Raw genomic sequence first — 19,032 nt, 5'->3', positions numbered from 1 at the left:
GTTGGGCTCCTATTGCCTAGAATGTCTGTGTAATCCCGAACTGCAGCGCCAATAAACGGCTGCGAGAGATATTAACGCGTTCGCTCAACAGCTCCAGCTGAACCTTCGGGTGATGCAGCCCCGCCCGAAAGGCATGACCTTGTGAATCCACTGCCAGCATCCAGGCCAGGTCAGCCGCTTGCCAACGGAGACCCAGCTCATGGCCCTGGCGGATCTGGTTCAGGTAACTGCGCAGAGTCACCGCCAGAGTATCGCTGAGGCCATAACGCTGACGAATCGTATGCAATCGTGGCGGTCGCAACACACGGTCTTCATAGAACTCATAACCATACACAAAATAACCGCTGTCAGTAGTCAGGCTGCCATCATCGTATTGCCAGTTTTTATTGGCAATCGTTCCTGGCATGTCCGGCCAATCGATTCGTGCCAGCAGATTGTAACCTTGATAGTCGATTTGATACTGCTGCCAGTGCCAGTGGAAAGCCAGATCCAGACTGTACAGGTCGCCATAGGAACGTTCTGCCAGAGTTCTCTCAAGAGGGATTTTATCTTCGGTATAACCATAATCCACATCCAGATCACCGCCCCAGTGATCCGCATCCAGATAATTCAGGGTGCCGCTCACCTCTCCCCAGATCAGCCGATACAAGCGTAACCAGGTCACCGATGGGGTAATGGACCAACGCCGGTTATCTGCCGCGGCAAATACCCAGGACAGGTTCAGGCCTTCGCCCTGATAGTGGCGGGCATGTACATCGGCTTCCACTTCGTACACCTGATCCAGTGCCACGTCGTTGGCCTGATAATAAAACCCGCGCGCCAGGGCATTGGAGAACTCGTATTCGGCATGATGGCGGCTGATATAAGCCACAGAGAACGCGCCGTAACCCACTGAGGCACTGGTCTGCATCCATAAGAAGCCGTCATCGTCGTCTTTCAAGGTGCCGTTCCAGTCGTTGGTAATTTCTGCAACGGCCATGGCTCCCGACCAGGCATGGATATCTTGCGTATAGCGGATATGCCAGTCTTCCGCTTGCACGAAGCCGGCCATCAGTACCGTCGATGCCAATAGCCAAGACCATGGGGAGCGATAATTCCTTGTCAGCATAATGCCTTATCTCTGGGAGATTGATGACTTTCCGGCAAAAACAAACAGGCAAAAAAACAGGGAGCCGCAGCTCCCTGTTTTATCACCGGCAACGAGTCATTTATTGCGCGGTTGCCAGCTCTACCATAAAGGCCGGTGTGACGACCAGGTTGTATTTACTGCCATCGTCAAAGATAAACACAGGCAAGCCACTGCGAATTTCCAGGGTACCTACCTCATAACCACCTGAGGTGATATTGCCCGCAAACTCCAGATCTTCGTCACAGGCTGCAATGCCCATATCCGTGACGTCACCGCTGGCACAGGTCGCTGCGATCACCATGGTGACATCACCGTTGCTGATCGTCAGATTGGTCACAGAAGTTGTGCTCAGGTATGCCGTATCCAGATTGATGGTAATCGAACGGTCGCCGTACTGCAGACGTAACAGGCCAACACCATCTTCCAGACCGGTACGCTCACCCACCAGTCGAATGCTGGCATCGTCCATTCCCAGGGCGGTTGCATCGGCTTCCAAAGCGACGGAATACTCCAGATAAGTGGAAGTGGTTTCGGCATCCAGAATCTGTTCTTCAACATTGATGTCGTTGAGATAGACATCGTTGATGTCCAGATCCAGGGCTACCTCGTCACCGGCGACCAGATCGGACAGATAAACGTAACGAAAGCCGCCGATCGCTGCCGTTGAACCATTCGCATCGGCAATATTCAAACCGACGGATGCCAATTCGTAATAATCAAGACTGCTGGACACTGCCGTCCACCACGACTGTGCATCCTTGATATCCACACTGCCATCCAGAGAAACATCCTGGATACTTGCACCGTTCATGTAAATCGCACATTCGTAGCCCGATTCCTCATCACCAGAGCAGTCGCTTAACGAGAGTGTTCTCGCCGTTGGCATACTGATATCACCGCTGGTCAGATAGGCTGTCCAGCCATAGTCCGTCATGTTATCCAGCAGGTTGGCAAAGCTATCATCGTAGTCGCTTGCCATCACCACGCCCACGCTGCCATCATCGTTATAGGTTACCGTTGCTCCCGTGAAGGTAATCGTGTCGACGGTCGTACCATAACCGGGATCAAGCGGACCAGCATCGAGGTTCGCCAATGCGGCCACTTCCTGCAGATTATTGGCACCAAGATAGGCGGACAACGACAAACTGGTGGTACCAGAAGTGTTGATTACTTCCAGTTCCCCCGATAACGATGCTTCGCTATACACATATATCGGGAAGCCATAACTGTCTTCGATAATCGAGCCATCAGCCGTCAATAACGCTTCATCACGAACGCCAATCGTGCCGGCAAAGGCGGTAGAATAGCCACTGGCCTTGGCCAGTTTGGTGGCACCATCGAGGTTCAGACTCATACCTGCCTCGTCGCCATCGACCAGTGTTGGTACGATGCCGATACTGCCGTCAAAAGAAAGTACGTTGCCATCGGTATCGGTTGCCTGCAAGACACCGTCAAAATTAACGGAGCCGGTATCGGCCACAAACCAACGTTCAAGATCATTGATGTCTTCCGCAGAACCACCAACCACGGCGGTCAGCGTGCCTTCTATCTTGTCATCGTTACCGGCATCATTTTTCACCAGCACGTCCATCGTCAGTGAACCGTCCAGATCACCGGTGTAATTACCCTCACTATCAGACGCACGACTGGCTTCGATATCGATGATCAGGTCTGTGCTGGCTTGGGCGAAGTGTGTGCTATCAGCCAATTCACTGACGCCATCCAAATGACTGTTGAGCTGAATACTCAGTGTTTTCAGTCCATCAATGGCTTCAGAATCAACATATGCGGTCAGACCATTAAACGAATCAAAGGTCATTTCTATATTGCCAGTTGCGGAGAAAACTTCGCCATCCTCCAGCCCGGTCATATGGAAACCTGTGATCCCGGCCGTCAGACTGCTGAGGCCAACACTGACGGTCATCACCGAATCGGCATCAACACTCGCCCCAACACCTTCACCAGAGAAGCTCAAGCTATCAACATAGGTTTCACCAAATGAAGTTGTGGTGGTGTAGGTCACACTGATGTCTTTGCCATCGTCTGGCTCACCGTCGCCGTCATCATCCAGAAACTCAAGAATCGACAAGCTGACGCCGCTGGCCAACAGCTCGCTGGCGGTAATGGTGAAACTGTCATCACCATGATCGGTACTGTCCAGGCTTGCATGGTTTTGGGCAATATAGGCGCCCAATGCAATGTGCTGCAGCAGGATATCCGTGGCTTCGAACACCAAACCGGGTTCATCGTCGGTATCAACAACCAACTCTGCCAGACCCCGGAAAATATCCGAGTTGTCTTCCATCGCGCCTATCAATGCTTCGGTTTCTTCGGCTTCGGCATCCAGAGCGGTCAGCAGTGTGCCGGTATCGACGCTCTGGATGGCGTCACTCCAGTCGTTCAGATCTTCCAGCAAGCTCACTGCATCATCAACCGCTGCCGCCTTACGCTCTTCTTCGCTGAGATCTTCAGAACCGTCATCTATCGTGGTTGTATCCGCGGTGGCTTCTTCATCTTCAGGGGCAATGCTGGCTTGCTGTTCTTCCAGATGGTATTCGCTGGCAATCAGCGCACCGTCTTCCAGATTACTGCCCGCTTCCTCTGCCGCATCGGCGGCTCCGGCAAAGATGTCCTCCAGGTCGACGGTGTCGTCGTCGCTGGCATTAATCACAATACCGCCATCGCTGTAATCGGTAGCCAGATCATTCACGACATTGGCGATATCGGTATCTTTGTTGGTTGCGATGGTGGCAATGGCGGCAACCATGGTGCCATAACGCTGGCTGTCAATATCGGCGCTGGACGAGCTGGCGGCGGTGATATCGGCAGGAGAAACATTGGTAATATCGACGTTATCCAGACCCAGCAAGGTGGCCGTGGCTTTGTTGACAGCTTCAACTTCGGCAGCGCTGGCGCCGCTGGGGTACGCTGCGGCGGCACGAATCGCGGCCAAATGCGTGATTGGCGTTACCATCAGGTTCTTGGCAGTCTCTGCACCATAGGATGGCAAGATGGCCGACAGAACAAAGTCGCTGTTGTTGTAAAAATAGAATTGGCCAAAGGCATAATTCTGGCCACCCCAGGTGCAGCCACCCGCAGCATCACATTTGACCTGGGTCTGGGCATTGGTGGTCATGGTGACCTTGACGGGCACATCGGATGGAATATCCATCTCATCCAGGCTGTAACGGCCCGTGCTATCGGTGCTGGTGGTACCGTAGCTGGTGGTGCCATCCAGGCTGGTGACGCTAATGTCAGCATCTGTCAGAATCCCTTTGACCGCCAGACCGGTCAGGCTGACCGCTGTAAGAGAGCCAGAGCCAGTACCTGATCCAGAGCCAGTACCGCTGTTGCTACCATCACTATCACCACTATCACTACCACCGCCACATGCAGTCAGAGTCAGTGCAACAGCCAATGCCAATGGCGTCAAAGAAAATCGAGTCATATTCACTGTCCGTGTTGGTTAGATTGCCAGACATCTGAACCGTCGTAACAGAAAATCTGCCAAGCCAGATGCAATTGCGGCAATAATGGCGGAAAAACAACCAAAGGAAAACAGCTCGGCCGCCAAATTCATCATCATTTCATGACAATAAAATACACTTATGGGCAATGAAAAAGGTGATTATTCCCCCGCTACCGCACCCGACACCAACAGTAAAAACTGTTCATGATCTGCCATGGCTGCAAAACTGCTGTCGTCCTTGGCTTGTAAACGTAAAGTCTCTGATTGTTGAATCGCCTGTTCCAGGTCGCGTAATGCTTCTTCAATAAAACCGGATTCAGCATGGGCACAGGCACGCTGATACATGGCGTGGCTGTTTTCCGGGTCAATATCCAACGCCTTGTTGACCAGGCTGCTGGCCCATTGCGCCTGCCCCAGCAGCAGTGCGGCATCGGCCTTGTAGGTCAGCGCTTCAACATCATCCGGGCGCAACAGCAAAATCTGGTCGTAGACATTAATCTTGCCTTGCGGACTGCTTTCCTGCGATGCCTTCAGCCACAGTGAGTGGATTTCGTTGGTCAGCTCAATTTCTTCCTGAGCGGCCGCAATATGGCGTGACTTACTGTGTAAGTCCCGTTCGAGCTTTTCCAGCCGCGACTCATAAGAGTCGGTAATGCGTTTGATTTCATCGTTGGCGTAGGCACCCACCCGCTCTTTGACGTCGCGCAGGGAGTTCCAGCCCACCAACACCAGCAGTGTTGACGATCCGGCAATCAGATAAAAGAAATAGGTAACCGTGTCGGTAGCGTAGGTCAGTGCCCGATCGGCCACCTGAAACTCACGTTCGACGACCTTTTCAGTGAACTCAACCCGTGCATCGGCGAGCATCTGACGCAGGTTTTTCACTTCATCAAGAATGTAGCGCTCGGTGAACGCGGTATACAAGGGGGCTTGTAACTGATTAATGGTGGTTTCGGCTTTTTCGTCGGCCGTGATGGAGGTGCGATCATCCGACGGTTCGGATGCCGCAAAGCAAAACGCAGCAACCAGCCATAAGCCAGTTGCTGCGCCAAGCCGAAGCAGCAGATGCGTGAATTGTGTTATGCCGTTTGCTGCTGTTTCCATATATCTGCCTGCTCTACCAATCGGGAATGAAGTGCCTTGACGGCGGTTGCGTAATCCGCATCGCTGACCAGGAACATCATATCCACCTGGCGCATTGCCTGGTGAACCGAATGGATATTGACACCGGCATCCGACAAAGCCCCAGCGGCGCTCTGCAACAGCCCGGGTATCTTCATATCACTGCCAATAGCACTGACCATCGCCAATTTTTCAACCCGAACATCTGCATCGGTATATACCTGACGCAGACGATCCATCAGCCAGTTAATACGGCGTTTGTTACCTTTCAGGTAAAAGGTCTCGGTGTTGGCATTAAAGTCTTTGGTCAGTACCCGTACGCCGGATTCAAAGACCAGATCGGCCATTTTCTGTCCGTGGGTAGCGTCACCAACCATATCCTGGTCAAACACTTCCAACGCCCAGACGTTGCGCGTTCCGGCAATGATTTCAACTTTTGGGGTACTACTGCAGTAGTCTCGACGAATCTCGGTGCCCTGATGTTCCGGCTCGAAAGTATTGCGCACAATAAGGCGAATATTCTTTTTACGCAAACCGGCAGCTGCCCGTGGGTGAATCGCTTCCATACCCAGGTTGGCCAGCTGGTCAGCAACATCGTAATTGGTCATGCCGATCGGTTTGACATTCTCGGCACCCACCAGCAAGGGGTCGGCAGTGCTGAAGTGATATTCCTTGTGAATAACCGCTTCACAGGCATCGGTCATGGTCGCGATCTTACTGAACGTCATCTCGCTATAACCACGATCATAGGTGCGCATCAGGCCTTCCCGACACTGGGTATAGCCGGTCACGATGGGCATTTCCGTTTCCAGGTCAATGCCCTGAAACGCCTTGAGAATATGGTCAGCAAAACTCATCTGGGTATCAGAGCGCCAGTTGGTCAGGTCAACAAAACGGGCATTGACATCATGCTGGCGCAACAACAACACAGAGTTATACGCACTGTGGGCTTCTCCCATGGCGCTGAGCATTTCGCGCACACGATGCAAATGATCGTCGAGCTGGAAGTGACCAAAGCTGCACACCGCTTCCAGATGCTCCAGACAATCCCGGACATCGTCCATACGATTGGTAATAAACTGGTCAGCCCGTTTGCGCACCATATCGTTGTTCAGACCGGCGGAACCGAACATGCCCATATTGATCGCCAGCATGGCATTCAATACGTCCTGTAAACGCGACTGCCAGGAGCGGGCATCATCCATTTCGGCAAACAGGGCATAAACACCGGCTTCACCGGTTTTTTTATGTTCCAACAAACCATTGGTAATGCCGCTGTAAGCGGATACTACAAAAATCCGGCGATACAGACTGACGTCAGCATTACTGACTGAACGCGGACGCATCCAGATATTCTTCAGCACATGCTGATATTGACTCATCGACGTACCGCCGATTTTTTCGACACTATGTGTCATGTAAACACTCTCTCCTGCGAGGTTCAGACTGAACGAGATGCCCGGTTGCGGTTGCCCGACTTATACCGACAACGGCTCATCGTTCAGCTTGTAAGCACCATCATCATCATGAATTTCTTTGCCGTTCAACGGCGGATTAAAGACGCACGCCATCTCCATATCGGCGGTCGTGGCACGCAACAAATGTTTGTCGTGCTGATCGAGGATATAAAGCGTACCCGCGGTAATGGGGTATATCTTACCATCGGCACAGGTTTCGATCTCGCCTTCACCGCTCATGCAATAGACCGATTCCAAGTGGTTTTTATACCAGATCGGGGTTTCTGTGCCTTTGAATATCGTCGTGATATGGAAGGAAAAGCCCATATTATCGTCGGCCAATAACATGCGCACGCTTTTCCAGGTGCCGCCGTCAATCGAGCGTTCAGAGTTTTCACAGTCTTGCAGAGTACGAACAATCATGGATAGTCCCTTGTAAATTTTTCAAACCAGAATAAACGAGCAACGGGCGACCAGTGTACAGGCCACCCGTCAGTGGGGAGGTCAGGACGCGTCAGCAACCCGGCTGCGTTCAGCCAGCACATCGTTGATACAGGATTCCAGAATATCCAGCCCCTTGTTGAGGTTGGCTTCTTCAATCGTCAGCGGCGTCAGGATTTTTACCACCTGTCCATCGGAACCACTGGTTTCGATAATCAACCCACGTGTGAACGCCTGTGCGGTAATGTCACCGGCCACGTCACCGGACGCAAACTCCAGCCCTTGCATAATGCCGCGACCCTTGTGTTTGCAGTCTCCGGCGTGCTGCGCCTGAATGCTCTTCAGACGGTTTTTCAGTACAAAAGCCTTGTGCTTGACCTCTGTCGAGAAGCTGTCATCAGCCCAGTAGGTCTCCAGCGCCCGGCGGGCGGTAACAAAGGCGTGGTTGTTACCCCGGAAGGTACCGTTGTGCTCGCCTGGCTTCCAGGTGTCGTACTTGTCTTTCAGCAACACCACGGCCATCGGCAAACCATAACCGCCCAGTGATTTGGACAAGGTGATGATGTCCGGCTGGATATCAAACTCTTCAAAACTGAAAAACGTACCGCTACGGCCACAACCGGCCTGGATATCATCCACAATCAGCAACATGTCATAACGACGGCACAGCGCCTGCAGACCACGCATCCATTCGGCGCTGGCGACATTCAGGCCACCTTCACCCTGGATGCACTCAACGATGACTGCAGCGGGATGACCCAGACCTGAAGAACCGTCTTTTAATGCTTTTTCGAAGTACTTCAGCGTATCAAAATCACCGAGGTAGCCATCAAACGGCATAAACTGCACACCGGTTGTCGGCATGCCGATGGATTTTTTGTAATAGCCGTTGGCAGTGACCGCCGCTGCGCCCTGGGTGACACCGTGGAAACCATTGGTAAACGACACAATGGTTTGTCGGCCGGTATTCATTCGCGCCACTTTCAGGGCCGCTTCAACCGCATTGGTACCGGTTGGGCCAGTAAACTGGACTTTGTAGTTCATGCCGCGGGGCTTGAGAATATGGCTCTGGAAGGTTTCCAGAAAATCCCGCTTCGCCTCAGTATGCATATCGAGGCCATGTGTCACACCATCAGCCTCAATGTATTCAATCAGTGCCTGTTTGAATGCCGGGTTGTTATGGCCGTAGTTCAAGGTTCCTGCGCCGCCAAGAAAGTCGACATATTCCTTGCCCTGGTCATCAACCAGAGTGGCATTCAATGCCTTTTGAAACACAACCGGAAAAGCACGGCAGTAACCACGAACGTTCGACTCTATCTCTTTGAAAATACCCATAATCCAGTGCTCCTTATTGATTAACCAGTGGTTCAGCAACTGCCGGGTCAGACACAACAAAAGGTCCGATCGAGACGCGGGTCTCGGTAGCGTGCTCACCGCCAAAATGCTGTTGTTGATCGAACATCACATCTGTTTCCAACGCTGCACCCAGGTCCCGCGCCAGACGGCGGAAGGTATTCCAGGAAGCAGTGTTGTCAGCGGTGATGCTGGTGTGGACATAACGAATGTGAGGCCCTTGCTGTTCGATCAGTCGTGACAGCATTTGGCTGGCCAGTCCCTGACCACGGGCATGAGGGGCAACCGCCACCTGCCAGACAAACAGCACATCCGGCTGTTCCGGCACCCGATAGCCCGAAATAAATCCGGCCAGCTGGTTGGAGGATTCCGCCAGAATCGAGGTATCCCGAAAGTGCGTGCATTGCAGCAAATTGCAATACATTGAATTGACATCTAAGGGCTTACATTCATTGATCAGCTTGAAAACTGAATTCCCATCAGTGGAATTTGGTTTCCGGAAGAGAATATTACTTTGATCTGTATTGGTAATTTCGGACATTTCCGACAATGCATCAGTCACACATTTTATAGAGCCGCCTACTGAAGCCACATACAGCCTCATTACGCCTCAACCATTTATTTAGTACACGAAGCATTTTAGTCGCTCACCTAAATACTTACAACCCTAAACAAAATTAAGATCAAAATTTAACCAAAAACCAGAACCTGTACCGTTTTTGCCCCAAAACGCCGGATTCAGTCCCATCCAGACAATCACCATTTTCTTCGTATTCTAATGATCACTGACAAGGTAGAATCTGCTCTCTATCTACCCGACAGTTGTGCCTCTCATGAAACGTTATGATGAAGTCCTGGTCGCCCTGCGACGTATAATCCGTGCCACCGATTTACACTCCAAACAACTCAGTAAAACGTCTGGCCTGACCGCTCCCCAGCTACTGATACTGCAAACCTTGCGTCACAACGACGATATGACCGTTGGCGAAGTGGCGCGCAAGGTCAGCTTGTCGCAGGCCACCGTCACCACCATTATTGATCGGCTGGAGAAACGGGGTTACGTTGTACGGGAGCGCGGCAGCCAGGATAAACGCAAGGTGTATGTTCATCTGACGGAAGACGCACAAAAAGCCTTGCTGCATGCACCTCGTCCGTTACAGGAAAGTTTTATTCGCCAGTTCCAGGATCTGCAGGAATGGGAACAGACCATGATTCTCAGTTCACTGGAACGCGTGGCCTATATGATGGATGCGCAACATATTGACGCATCCCCGGTGCTGGATGTTGGTGCTCTTGATCGTATCGGCAATAATGCCTCGACGGACCTTGCGCCCGGGAACTCCTGATTTACTGCCGCATCTCAGGACAACGCTGTATTAATTGTCTTGACCTGACGCCAGTCACACACTTGTCACGCTGGCTGTGGTACTCAATACATAGCCTTATCAACCCAGGAAGGAGAGAAATCCATGACAGACGTAGTAATCGTTGCAGCAACCCGTACCGCCATCGGCAGTTTTGGCGGCTCACTGGCCAGTATGTCGGCTATCGATCTCGGCACCCAAATCATCAAATCACTCATGAGCAAAACGGGTGTTGCGAATGACCAGGTTGACGAAGTCATCATGGGGCATGTACTGACCGCAGGATGCGGGCAAAACCCTGCACGTCAAAGTATGATCAAGGCAGGTCTGGCCGAAACCACTTCCGCCATGACCATCAACAAGGTGTGTGGCTCTGGCCTCAAGGCACTGCACCTGGCAGCACAATCCATTGCCTGTGGTGATGCTGACCTGATTATCGCCGGTGGACAAGAATCCATGTCCAACGCACCTCACGCATTACCCAACTCCCGTAATGGCCAGCGCATGGGCAACTGGAATATGGTCGACACCATGATTTCCGACGGCCTGTGGGATGCCTTTAACGACTATCACATGGGTATTACCGCCGAAAATATCGCCGATGAATACGGCATTACCCGTGAAGAGCAGGATGCCTTCGCCGCGGCTTCCCAGGCCAAGGCGATTGCAGCCATTGCCGCTGGCAAGTTCAAAGATGAAATTACTGCCATCGAAATTCCACAACGGAAAGGCGATCCGATCATCGTCGATACCGACGAAGGCCCGCGTGCCGGTGTAACCGTCGAGAAACTCGCCGGTATGCGTTCTGCCTTCAAGCGTGATGGTTCTGTCACCGCCGGTAATGCTTCGTCCCTCAATGACGGCGCCGCAGCCGTTATGTTGGCCAGCAAAGAAAAAGCCGAAGCCCTGGGGCTGCCGATTCTGGCTACCATCAAGGGTTATTCCAGCGCCGGGGTAAGCCCAAAAATCATGGGAACCGGTCCGATTCCGGCCACCAGGAAGTGCCTGGAAAAAGCCGGTTGGGATATATCAGATCTGGATCTGGTTGAAGCCAACGAAGCCTTCGCTGTGCAATCGCTCTCTGTTAATAAGGGGCTGGGCTGGGATGTCGAGAAGATTAACGTCAACGGCGGTGCCATTGCACTGGGCCACCCGATTGGTGCTTCCGGCTGTCGTATCCTGGTCACCCTGTTGCATGAAATGATCCGTCAGGATGCCAAAAAAGGTCTGGCGACCTTGTGTATCGGTGGCGGTATGGGTGTTGCCTTGGCGATCGAACGCTAAACACCCGGTCTGTGCGAATGGCAAAGTGATATCGCCAAATCATTTGCACGGATAAAAATCACAAAAAAAGCCAGAGGCTACATCGTAGTCACTGGCTTTTTTTATGGCCCGGCCTGGCGGCTGGGCTACGTATATCTATTTATTATCTATCGCCGTTTATTCTGACGATTCAGGCTTTGGTTTGCTTGTTACCGGTTTGCTTGCCGCTGGCTTGTTTTCTGCCGATTTGCCTGAAGCCGGCTTTCTCAACGTACGAGGTTTACGATCCGATACCCGTGCCAATGCACTGGCAGGTTCCGGAGCGCTTGGAGCCGCGGGTTTGACAACGTCCGTCACCCCAGCCTTTGACTCGGCAGCGGCAACGTCCTGGCTCTCTCTTATGGGCTGCTCGGCAATAAACGCCTTGATTTTGGGTGCAATCAATTCCCGAAACCGACGACCATTAAAGATGCCATAGTGGCCTACACCTTCAGCTTCCATATGCTGCTTGCGATCCGCCGGGATACCGGAGCACAGCTCCAGCGCGCACGAGGTCTGGCCACGACCGGTAATATCGTCCAGCTCGCCCTCGACAGTCATCATCGCCATATCGGTAATTGCCGTCAGGTCAATGCGACGCCCCCGATAATCCATTTCGCCCTTCGGTAATGCCTGATCCAGAAATACCCGTCGAATCGTATCCAGATAGTAGTGCGCAGGCATATCCATCACGGCCAGGTATTCGTTATAGAACACCCGATGTCCTTCTGCGCTTTCACCATCGCCCTTGACCAGATCGGTGAAGAACTTGAAGTGCTTGCTGACGTGCGAGTCCATGTTCATGGACATAAACCCTGACAGCTGGATAAACCCTGGGTACACCAGTTGCCCGCGCCCCTTGAAGTCACGGGGCACCCGGCAAATAACGTTATCTTCAAACCATTCCAGATCCTTGCCGGAGGCGTAGTCATTCACTCCGGTCGGGTTGATACGCACATCAATCGGCCCTCCCATCAGCGTCATACTGCTTGGCAGATTGGGGTCACCATCCATCGACATCAGACTGGCCGCGACCAGCGCAGGCACGCAAGGCTGACACACCGCAATCGCATGAATATTCGGCCCCAAGACCCGACAGAAGTCGATCAGGTACTCAACGTAGTCGTCGAAGTGAAAGGCACCATCGGCCATCGGTACATCCCGCGCATTTTTCCATTCGGTGATGTACACCTCGTGATCAGGCAAGAACTCCCGCACGGTATTGCGCAGCAAGGTCGCATAGTGCCCGGACAGAGGAGCTAGCAACAATACGGTGGGCTGGCCTTCCGGTGCCTCTTCGCGACGAAAATGCAGCAGGTTGCAGTAAGGTCGATCCACAATTACATCGTAGTGAACCACCACTTCACGACCATCAATTTCGGTCGTGTCCAACCCCCATACTGGGGTTTCATAACAGTCGGTCAAACGCTCAACCGTTTCGAGCCCCGCTCGCATGCTACGGAAAGTCCAGCTGCTATTCAGGGGATTCAACGGCTGGTACAGGCTCTGTCGAGTCATCCGGGACCAAACGTGAACGGGGCGCATGGCGTCCATTATTTTCGCATTCAGTTTATAGAGCATAATCTGTTTCCTTCGCTTTGCCTGACACGCAGGCCTGGTAAGTAATTAAAATCCTAACAGAAATAGAGCGATTCATCGGAGGAAGGGTTAGGTCGAAATCATCTATAAACCAGACAGCCAATAACCACTGCCAAGATTCCTGAGAATTAACCTGTATCACCCGGCTTTTTTATCGAATAAAGCAACACACGCAACAGTCCATACAATCGTGATGCACGCATTGGCAGACCGAGACCGTTTATAATGGCCCAGTGCATCAACCAATACGCAAGCCATATCAGAGTTTGCCTCAGCACCATACACCCATCGCCTGCGCCAGATTCCAGACTGCGGCACCGGTCTCTCTGGCCCCAACCTCGGAAAAATCATGCATTTCAAGCTTAGACTGATACACAGCACCTTAATGTCCGGCGTCCTGAGTTTTCTGATGAGTGGCTGGATCGTCTTTATCAATCTTGGTTACTCCAGTCATTTTTTATCATTCTGGATGAAAGCCTGGGGATTGGCGTGGCCAGCCGCGATGGTTATTTCATTTATTGCCGGACCCGCCATACTGAAACTGGCACAAAAACTGGCGAAATAAGCCTGAACGTCTACGATATAGAGCCATTATCTTCACCCTTACGGTCGTCAGAGCTGGCTGTTCTGCTGCGTCAATAAACCTGACGTTGCGTGACCATACACACGCAATTTATAAGGTTGAATTGTCAAACAGGCATCGTTACTCTGCCGCACTAAATGCAACACCTCTTACGGAGACACTCATGTCCAAACAGGCCCTTGCTCTGACCCTATTGGCTATCGCCGCTCACACCCAGGCAGCCGACACCGAAAAAATGCCACCTTTTTGGGGAGGATCTGCGGAGCTGGGTAGCATCATAACCTCGGGTAATACCGAGACCAGTAGCCTGAACGGCAAGTTCGGACTGTCGCGCAAAGGCATCAACTGGGACTCTCACTACCGTCTTGAAGCCTTGACCAGCAAAGAAGATGACACCGTTTCGAAAGAAACCTATTACGGTGCCATACAATTGGACCGCAATTTCAGTGAGCATTCCTATCTGGCGCTGCATGCAGATCAGGAACGTGCCCGCTTTTCTGGCTTCACCTATCAAAGCACCATTTCGGTTGGCTACGGCTACCGGGCAATCGACTCAGACACCACCAACCTGGATCTCGAGGCTGGCCCTGGTTATAACCGCGACAAGCTGGAAAACAGCGATGAAATTGAAGAACAGGGCATGCTGCGTCTGGCGATGAAATACGGCTGGAAAATCAGCAAGACTACCCACTTTACTCAAATTGCCAGCGCTGAAATGGGCGATGACAACAGTACCTACAAAAGTGAAACCGGCCTCAAAAGTCAGATCAATGGCTCTTTGGCTACCAAGTTGACCTATAAAATCAAATACGTTGAAGAAGTACCGGATGCCAACAAGAACATGGACAAGGAATTTGGCGTCACACTCGTCTACAGCTTCTGATCATAGAACCTGCACGCCGGGCCGCATTCAGAGCCGCCCGGCGGTTGGTCTTTAATGGCGGTTATGGTTTCGCCTGTCGCCGGGTTTCTATTCGTGCATGAAAGGTAAGTCGTCAGGATGAGGGGGCGCATCAAAAGGCGGCCGAGGTCTGTTATCTCGCCTCTCCCGGTCGTCCCTGAAATCTTCTGGTTTTGGCCAGCGTTTATTATTGTTCTGACGCCGCTGTTGCGCGACCTCCAGCTGCTCTGGTGTCAAATACTCACTTAACAGCTTTTCGACTCCAATGCGGGTCAGCTCCATCTGGCGATGATCAATCGGCCAGTGGAAATCTGCTGCAATCGAGGCCTGGGCTTTTTTCAGACGATGACGCTGATCGGAAGTCAAATCCAGTTCTTGGGTGATTCGCTCCAACATGCCAGCCGCCGCTTTAGTGTGAAAACGTTGCACAATGGTATCGGCCTTCAGACGTTGCGATTCATTCAGTACCTGCCGTAATTGCTGTCTTATGCCAGCCTCCAGCTCCCGCTCCCTGGCTCGCTGCTCCAACCACCGCTGCTCATCAAACCCTTGTCCCCACCGGGGGATGGCGTCATCACGCAACTGCTGAAAATGTTGCAGGAAGCTGGCTTCTATACCTTTAATGTCAGCTTGCTGCTGGCTGCTCAAATCGAGTAGCTGCGCCCAATCCATCACCCGATGGGAGCCCTCGAAGGCATTGGCAACAACGCCAATGCCGAGCATCGCCAATGCACTTGACAGCAATAATAATCGTCGAAATATTGTCATGACTCGCCTTCAGCGATCCTGTTCATTAAACACCCAACGATATACCACATTAAGATCACTGACCGTCCCCAGTCTGTGATTCTGAGCAAAGATTTGTCACCACATGGCCCAATGCCCTCGGTTCAAGGGTCGTCAATTTTACCGCATCTCAGTAATACTGGTTATTATAGACAGGAACACTGGCAAGGGCGCCCCCTCATGACTGATCACGACGATACGTTTTCCCAGCACATGCAAGACGTCAAACCCCTGCAAACCCGGGACAGAGTCGCCATCAAAAAAGGTGATATTACCCGCGCCTCGCAACAAGCCCGCCGTATTGCCGCGGTGGATAGCAGCCCGAAACGCGACCCGAATCACTTGCAAACGACCGGCGTCCAGCGTGTCGGCCCCCACGACGTCGTGGGGTTCAAGCGCCCCGGTATCCAGGATGGTGTTTTTCGCAAATTGCGCCTGGGCAAGTACGAAAGCGAAGCCCGCCTTGATCTGCATCGACGTACCGTCGAAGAAGCCCGCCGCCAACTGTTTCATTTTTTGCAGGACTGCATGGCACATGACATTCGCAGTGTGGTGATATTGCCCGGCAAAGGAGACCGCAGCGAAGGTGATCCGGCCATTCTGAAAAGCTATCTGGTGTATTGGCTGGAACAGATCGATGACGTTCAGGCTTATCACACTGCCCAGCCTCAACATGGCGGCACCGGAGTCTTGTATGTTTTGTTGCGAAAAAGCGAGAAAAAGAAACAGGAAGCGCGTGAGCGCTACAGCAAGGGCCGACTGTAACGGCCAATGCCAGGTGCCTCTGCCATGTAGTAACCCGCTGTTACCCACCGCCACTCACCAGCCCTTAGAGTAAAAGCCCATTGTCGTTACAGCGGCGATTCAGATAACAATAAAGGAACTGACTCATGGCTAAAGTACTGTTTATTGCTGGTGATTTTGTTGAAGACTACGAGTTGATGGTGCCTTTCCAGGCGTTGCAGATGGTTGGTCACGAGGTGCATGTAGTCTGCCCGGACAAAGCTGCAGGGGATATCGTCAAAACCGCGATCCACGACTTTGAAGGCGACCAGACCTACACCGAAAAGCCGGGCCACAACTTCGCCCTGAATGCCGATTTTGCCGGTCTGGACCCTGCCGATTATGATGCCTTGCTGCTTCCCGGTGGTCGCGCGCCAGAGTACTTGCGTCTGAACAGTGACGTTATCGCACTGGTCAAATACTTTGCAGACAACAACAAACCCATTGCCGCTGTCTGCCATGGTGCCCAGATCCTGACCGCCGCCGATGTCATTCGTGAGCGTACCATTTCCGCATACCCGGCCTGCGCTCCGGAAGTTGCCATGGCCGGTGGTATTTATGCCGACCTCGCGGTAACGGATGCCATCACGGATGGTAATCTGGTCACCGCACCCGCGTGGCCTGCCCACCCGGCCTGGTTGGCTCAATTTAACCAACTGCTGATGGCATTGTAAGTTTCCCTTCCTGCCAAACCCGCTAGAATCATCCAGACATGCCCTGCCATACCGCAGGGCATACTGACCTTGGCCAGGGCCAGGAGAGGGTGTTATGTGTGAGATTTATTCTGCTGCCGAACCGGAGCTGTTTGAACTGAAAACCCGCTCCATCCGACTCGATGGTGTGGTCACCAGTATTCGGCTGGAAGCGGTCTTCTGGCATCTGCTGGAAGACATTGCCAGCGATGCCGACTTGTCTTTGGGGACCTTCTTGAGCCGTATTCACCGAGAAGTGATTGAACGGCGCGGCGAAGTCGGTAACTTTGCCTCTTTGCTGCGGGTGGCCTGTACCACCCATCTGAATCAGGGCCAGCGCCTGACGGTGCCAGCTGCCCGAACCCGGTTAAGCCCGGACATTTCGCACTGACGGCAGCAGCATCAGCCCTAGCGCAAAAACAACTGGTACGCCATGTTGTCGCTTTCGTCCCAGTAGGGATAACCCAGCTCATCCAGATAACCATGCAGTTGCGCCAGTTTTTCGGCCGGTACCTGTAAGCCCACCAATGTACGAGCACTGGCCGCACCGTGGTTACGGTAGTGGAACAGCGAGATATTAAAGCGCTTGCCCAGTGTTTTCAGAAACAGCAACAAGGCTCCCGGACGCTCCGGAAATTCAAAGCGGTACAAACGCTCATCCTGAACAGATGCCGGTGCGTGCCCACCGACCATATGGCGAATATGATATTTGGCCATTTCATCATCGGTCAGATCCAGCACCGGATAATTATCCGCGCGTAATTCCGCCAGCAACGCATCCCGTGCCCCCGGTTCCGGCCCGACCTTGACGCCGACATAAATCCTCGCCATATCGTCATCACCATAACGATAGTTGAACTCAGTAATCGGACGCTTGCCCAGCAACGCACAAAAACGCTGGAAGCTGCCCGGCTGTTCCGCAATGCTTACTGCCAGAATAATTTCGCGGCCTTCACCAATTTCCGCCACTTCCGAGATATACCGCAGGCGGTCGAAGTTAACGTTGGCGCCACTCAAGACCGTGACCAGATTCTGGTTCTCACAACCTTCGCGCTCAACGTATTTTTTGACCCCGGCAATGGCCAGCGCACCGGCCGGCTCACAGACCGCCCGGGTGTCATCAAAAACATCCTTGATGGCAGCACAAATTTCATCCGGCGTACAGGTAATGACTTCATCCACACAGTCTTTGGCGATTGCCCAGGTGTGTTCACCAACGGTCGCTACCGCCACCCCATCGGCAAAAATGCCCACCGATGGCAAGGTAACGCGCTCACCCGCTGCCAACGCCGCTGCCAGACTGGCTGACTCCGTGCTTTCAACACCAACCACCCGGATTTCCGGGCGGAGGGCCTTGATATACGCCGCCACTCCAGCCACCAGACCACCACCACCAACCGGAACAAAAATGGCATCAATCGGCTGCGGCATCTGACGCAGGATTTCCATACCAATCGTTCCCTGACCGGCAATCACCTCAGGATCATCATACGGGTGGATATAGGTCATGCCTTTTTCAGCCACCAGCTTTTGCGAGTAGGCAAAGGCATCATCAAAGGCATCACCATGTAACACCACTTTGGCCCCACGGGCCTTGACCGAACGCACCTTGATTTCCGGTGTCGTACGCGGCATCACAATAACGGCTTTCAACCCCAGCTTGCTGGCAGCCAGAGCCAGCCCCTGGGCGTGATTACCAGCAGAAGCGGTGACAACACCACGTGCTTTTTCCTGAGCCGTCAACTGAGCGGCTTTGTTGTAAGCACCTCGAATTTTGAAGGAGTACACATCTTGCTGATCTTCACGTTTAATCCAGATCTGATTGCCCAGTCGCTCAGACAAAAACGGGGCAATATGTAACGCCGTCTCGGTAGCGACATCGTAAACCCGAGAAGTAAGGATTTTTTTCAGATACTCGTTCAACATGGTGAAGTGGCCAATCCAGAAACAAGGCCAGGCCGGATTGCCTGGCGGGGGAAGAATAAGAATGAAGCCAGACATTGTAACGCACAGCGCTCTATAATGGGCACCGTTTAAGCGCCAGTATCATT

At 52.7% G+C, this 19,032-nt stretch carries 17 protein-coding genes; 7 read left to right on the top strand and 10 right to left on the bottom strand.

The genetic code is table 11. The features are described from left to right. Positions 1-16: 16 nt before the first annotated feature. From Q4551_RS01520 to ectA, 7 genes are all read right to left on the bottom strand, one after another. Positions 17-1,108, bottom strand: coding sequence for a hypothetical protein (locus Q4551_RS01520; protein ID WP_303431366.1), 1,092 nt, complete (start codon positions 1,106-1,108; stop codon positions 17-19). Positions 1,109-1,208: 100 nt separating this feature from the next. Beyond that, a complete protein-coding gene (locus Q4551_RS01515) occupies positions 1,209-4,577 on the bottom strand; it encodes a hypothetical protein (protein ID WP_303431365.1) in 3,369 nt (1,122 codons plus the stop codon). A gap of 180 nt (positions 4,578-4,757) precedes the next feature. Next, positions 4,758-5,702 (bottom strand): hypothetical protein, encoded by a 945-nt coding sequence (locus tag Q4551_RS01510; protein WP_303431364.1) that lies wholly within the window; start codon positions 5,700-5,702, stop codon positions 4,758-4,760. After that, a complete protein-coding gene (locus Q4551_RS01505; RefSeq protein WP_303431363.1) occupies positions 5,678-7,138 on the bottom strand; it encodes an aspartate kinase in 1,461 nt (486 codons plus the stop codon). Before Q4551_RS01505 ends, Q4551_RS01510 begins: the two co-directional genes overlap by 25 nt. A gap of 60 nt (positions 7,139-7,198) precedes the next feature. Further along, positions 7,199-7,600 carry an ectoine synthase gene (locus Q4551_RS01500; RefSeq protein WP_303431362.1) on the bottom strand — a complete coding sequence of 134 codons (402 nt, stop codon included), beginning with the start codon at positions 7,598-7,600 and terminating at the stop codon, positions 7,199-7,201. Positions 7,601-7,681: 81 nt separating this feature from the next. After that, positions 7,682-8,953, bottom strand: coding sequence for a diaminobutyrate--2-oxoglutarate transaminase (gene ectB / locus Q4551_RS01495; RefSeq protein WP_303431361.1), 1,272 nt, complete (start codon positions 8,951-8,953; stop codon positions 7,682-7,684). Positions 8,954-8,966: 13 nt separating this feature from the next. Next, the gene (ectA, locus tag Q4551_RS01490) at positions 8,967-9,512 is read right to left on the bottom strand and encodes a diaminobutyrate acetyltransferase (protein WP_303431360.1); all 546 of its coding nucleotides are present in this window, start codon (positions 9,510-9,512) and stop codon (positions 8,967-8,969) included. Between the two features lie 292 nt (positions 9,513-9,804). Here ectA and Q4551_RS01485 point away from each other — a divergent pair, with 292 nt between their 5' ends. Next, positions 9,805-10,317 carry a MarR family winged helix-turn-helix transcriptional regulator gene (locus Q4551_RS01485; RefSeq protein ID WP_303431359.1) on the top strand — a complete coding sequence of 171 codons (513 nt, stop codon included), beginning with the start codon at positions 9,805-9,807 and terminating at the stop codon, positions 10,315-10,317. 123 nt (positions 10,318-10,440) lie between these two features. Then, the gene (locus Q4551_RS01480) at positions 10,441-11,619 is read left to right on the top strand and encodes an acetyl-CoA C-acetyltransferase (protein WP_303431358.1); all 1,179 of its coding nucleotides are present in this window, start codon (positions 10,441-10,443) and stop codon (positions 11,617-11,619) included. 156 nt (positions 11,620-11,775) lie between these two features. Here Q4551_RS01480 and Q4551_RS01475 read toward each other — a convergent pair whose 3' ends face one another. Further along, positions 11,776-13,218 (bottom strand): polyhydroxyalkanoate depolymerase, encoded by a 1,443-nt coding sequence (locus tag Q4551_RS01475; RefSeq protein ID WP_303431357.1) that lies wholly within the window; start codon positions 13,216-13,218, stop codon positions 11,776-11,778. A 367-nt stretch (positions 13,219-13,585) separates the two neighbouring features. Between Q4551_RS01475 and Q4551_RS01470 the strand changes: the two genes are divergently transcribed. Then, complete coding sequence (locus Q4551_RS01470) at positions 13,586-13,801, top strand: DUF2798 domain-containing protein (RefSeq protein WP_303431356.1); 216 nt, start codon at positions 13,586-13,588, stop codon at positions 13,799-13,801. A gap of 181 nt (positions 13,802-13,982) precedes the next feature. Beyond that, positions 13,983-14,702 carry a YdiY family protein gene (locus Q4551_RS01465; protein WP_303431355.1) on the top strand — a complete coding sequence of 240 codons (720 nt, stop codon included), beginning with the start codon at positions 13,983-13,985 and terminating at the stop codon, positions 14,700-14,702. 87 nt (positions 14,703-14,789) lie between these two features. On the opposite strand, the gene Q4551_RS01460 is transcribed toward Q4551_RS01465, so the two are convergent. After that, complete coding sequence (locus tag Q4551_RS01460) at positions 14,790-15,488, bottom strand: hypothetical protein (protein WP_303431354.1); 699 nt, start codon at positions 15,486-15,488, stop codon at positions 14,790-14,792. A gap of 198 nt (positions 15,489-15,686) precedes the next feature. Between Q4551_RS01460 and smrA the strand changes: the two genes are divergently transcribed. From smrA to Q4551_RS01445, 3 genes are all read left to right on the top strand, one after another. Beyond that, positions 15,687-16,271, top strand: a complete 585-nt coding sequence (gene smrA / locus Q4551_RS01455) for a DNA endonuclease SmrA (protein WP_303431353.1) — start codon at positions 15,687-15,689, stop codon at positions 16,269-16,271. 125 nt (positions 16,272-16,396) lie between these two features. Next, complete coding sequence (locus tag Q4551_RS01450) at positions 16,397-16,963, top strand: DJ-1/PfpI family protein (RefSeq protein ID WP_303431352.1); 567 nt, start codon at positions 16,397-16,399, stop codon at positions 16,961-16,963. A gap of 94 nt (positions 16,964-17,057) precedes the next feature. Beyond that, complete coding sequence (locus Q4551_RS01445; protein ID WP_303431350.1) at positions 17,058-17,372, top strand: ribbon-helix-helix domain-containing protein; 315 nt, start codon at positions 17,058-17,060, stop codon at positions 17,370-17,372. Between the two features lie 17 nt (positions 17,373-17,389). On the opposite strand, the gene ilvA is transcribed toward Q4551_RS01445, so the two are convergent. Continuing rightward, positions 17,390-18,907 carry a threonine ammonia-lyase, biosynthetic gene (gene ilvA, locus Q4551_RS01440; RefSeq protein WP_303431349.1) on the bottom strand — a complete coding sequence of 506 codons (1,518 nt, stop codon included), beginning with the start codon at positions 18,905-18,907 and terminating at the stop codon, positions 17,390-17,392. Positions 18,908-19,032 lie beyond the last annotated feature (125 nt).

The sequence above is a fragment of the Oceanobacter sp. 5_MG-2023 genome (genome assembly GCF_030548165.1).
Lineage (GTDB): Bacteria > Pseudomonadota > Gammaproteobacteria > Pseudomonadales > Oceanobacteraceae > Oceanobacter.
The sequence above is the reverse complement of the archived record's forward strand: the minus strand, read 5'-3'. Positions and strand labels throughout refer to the sequence as shown.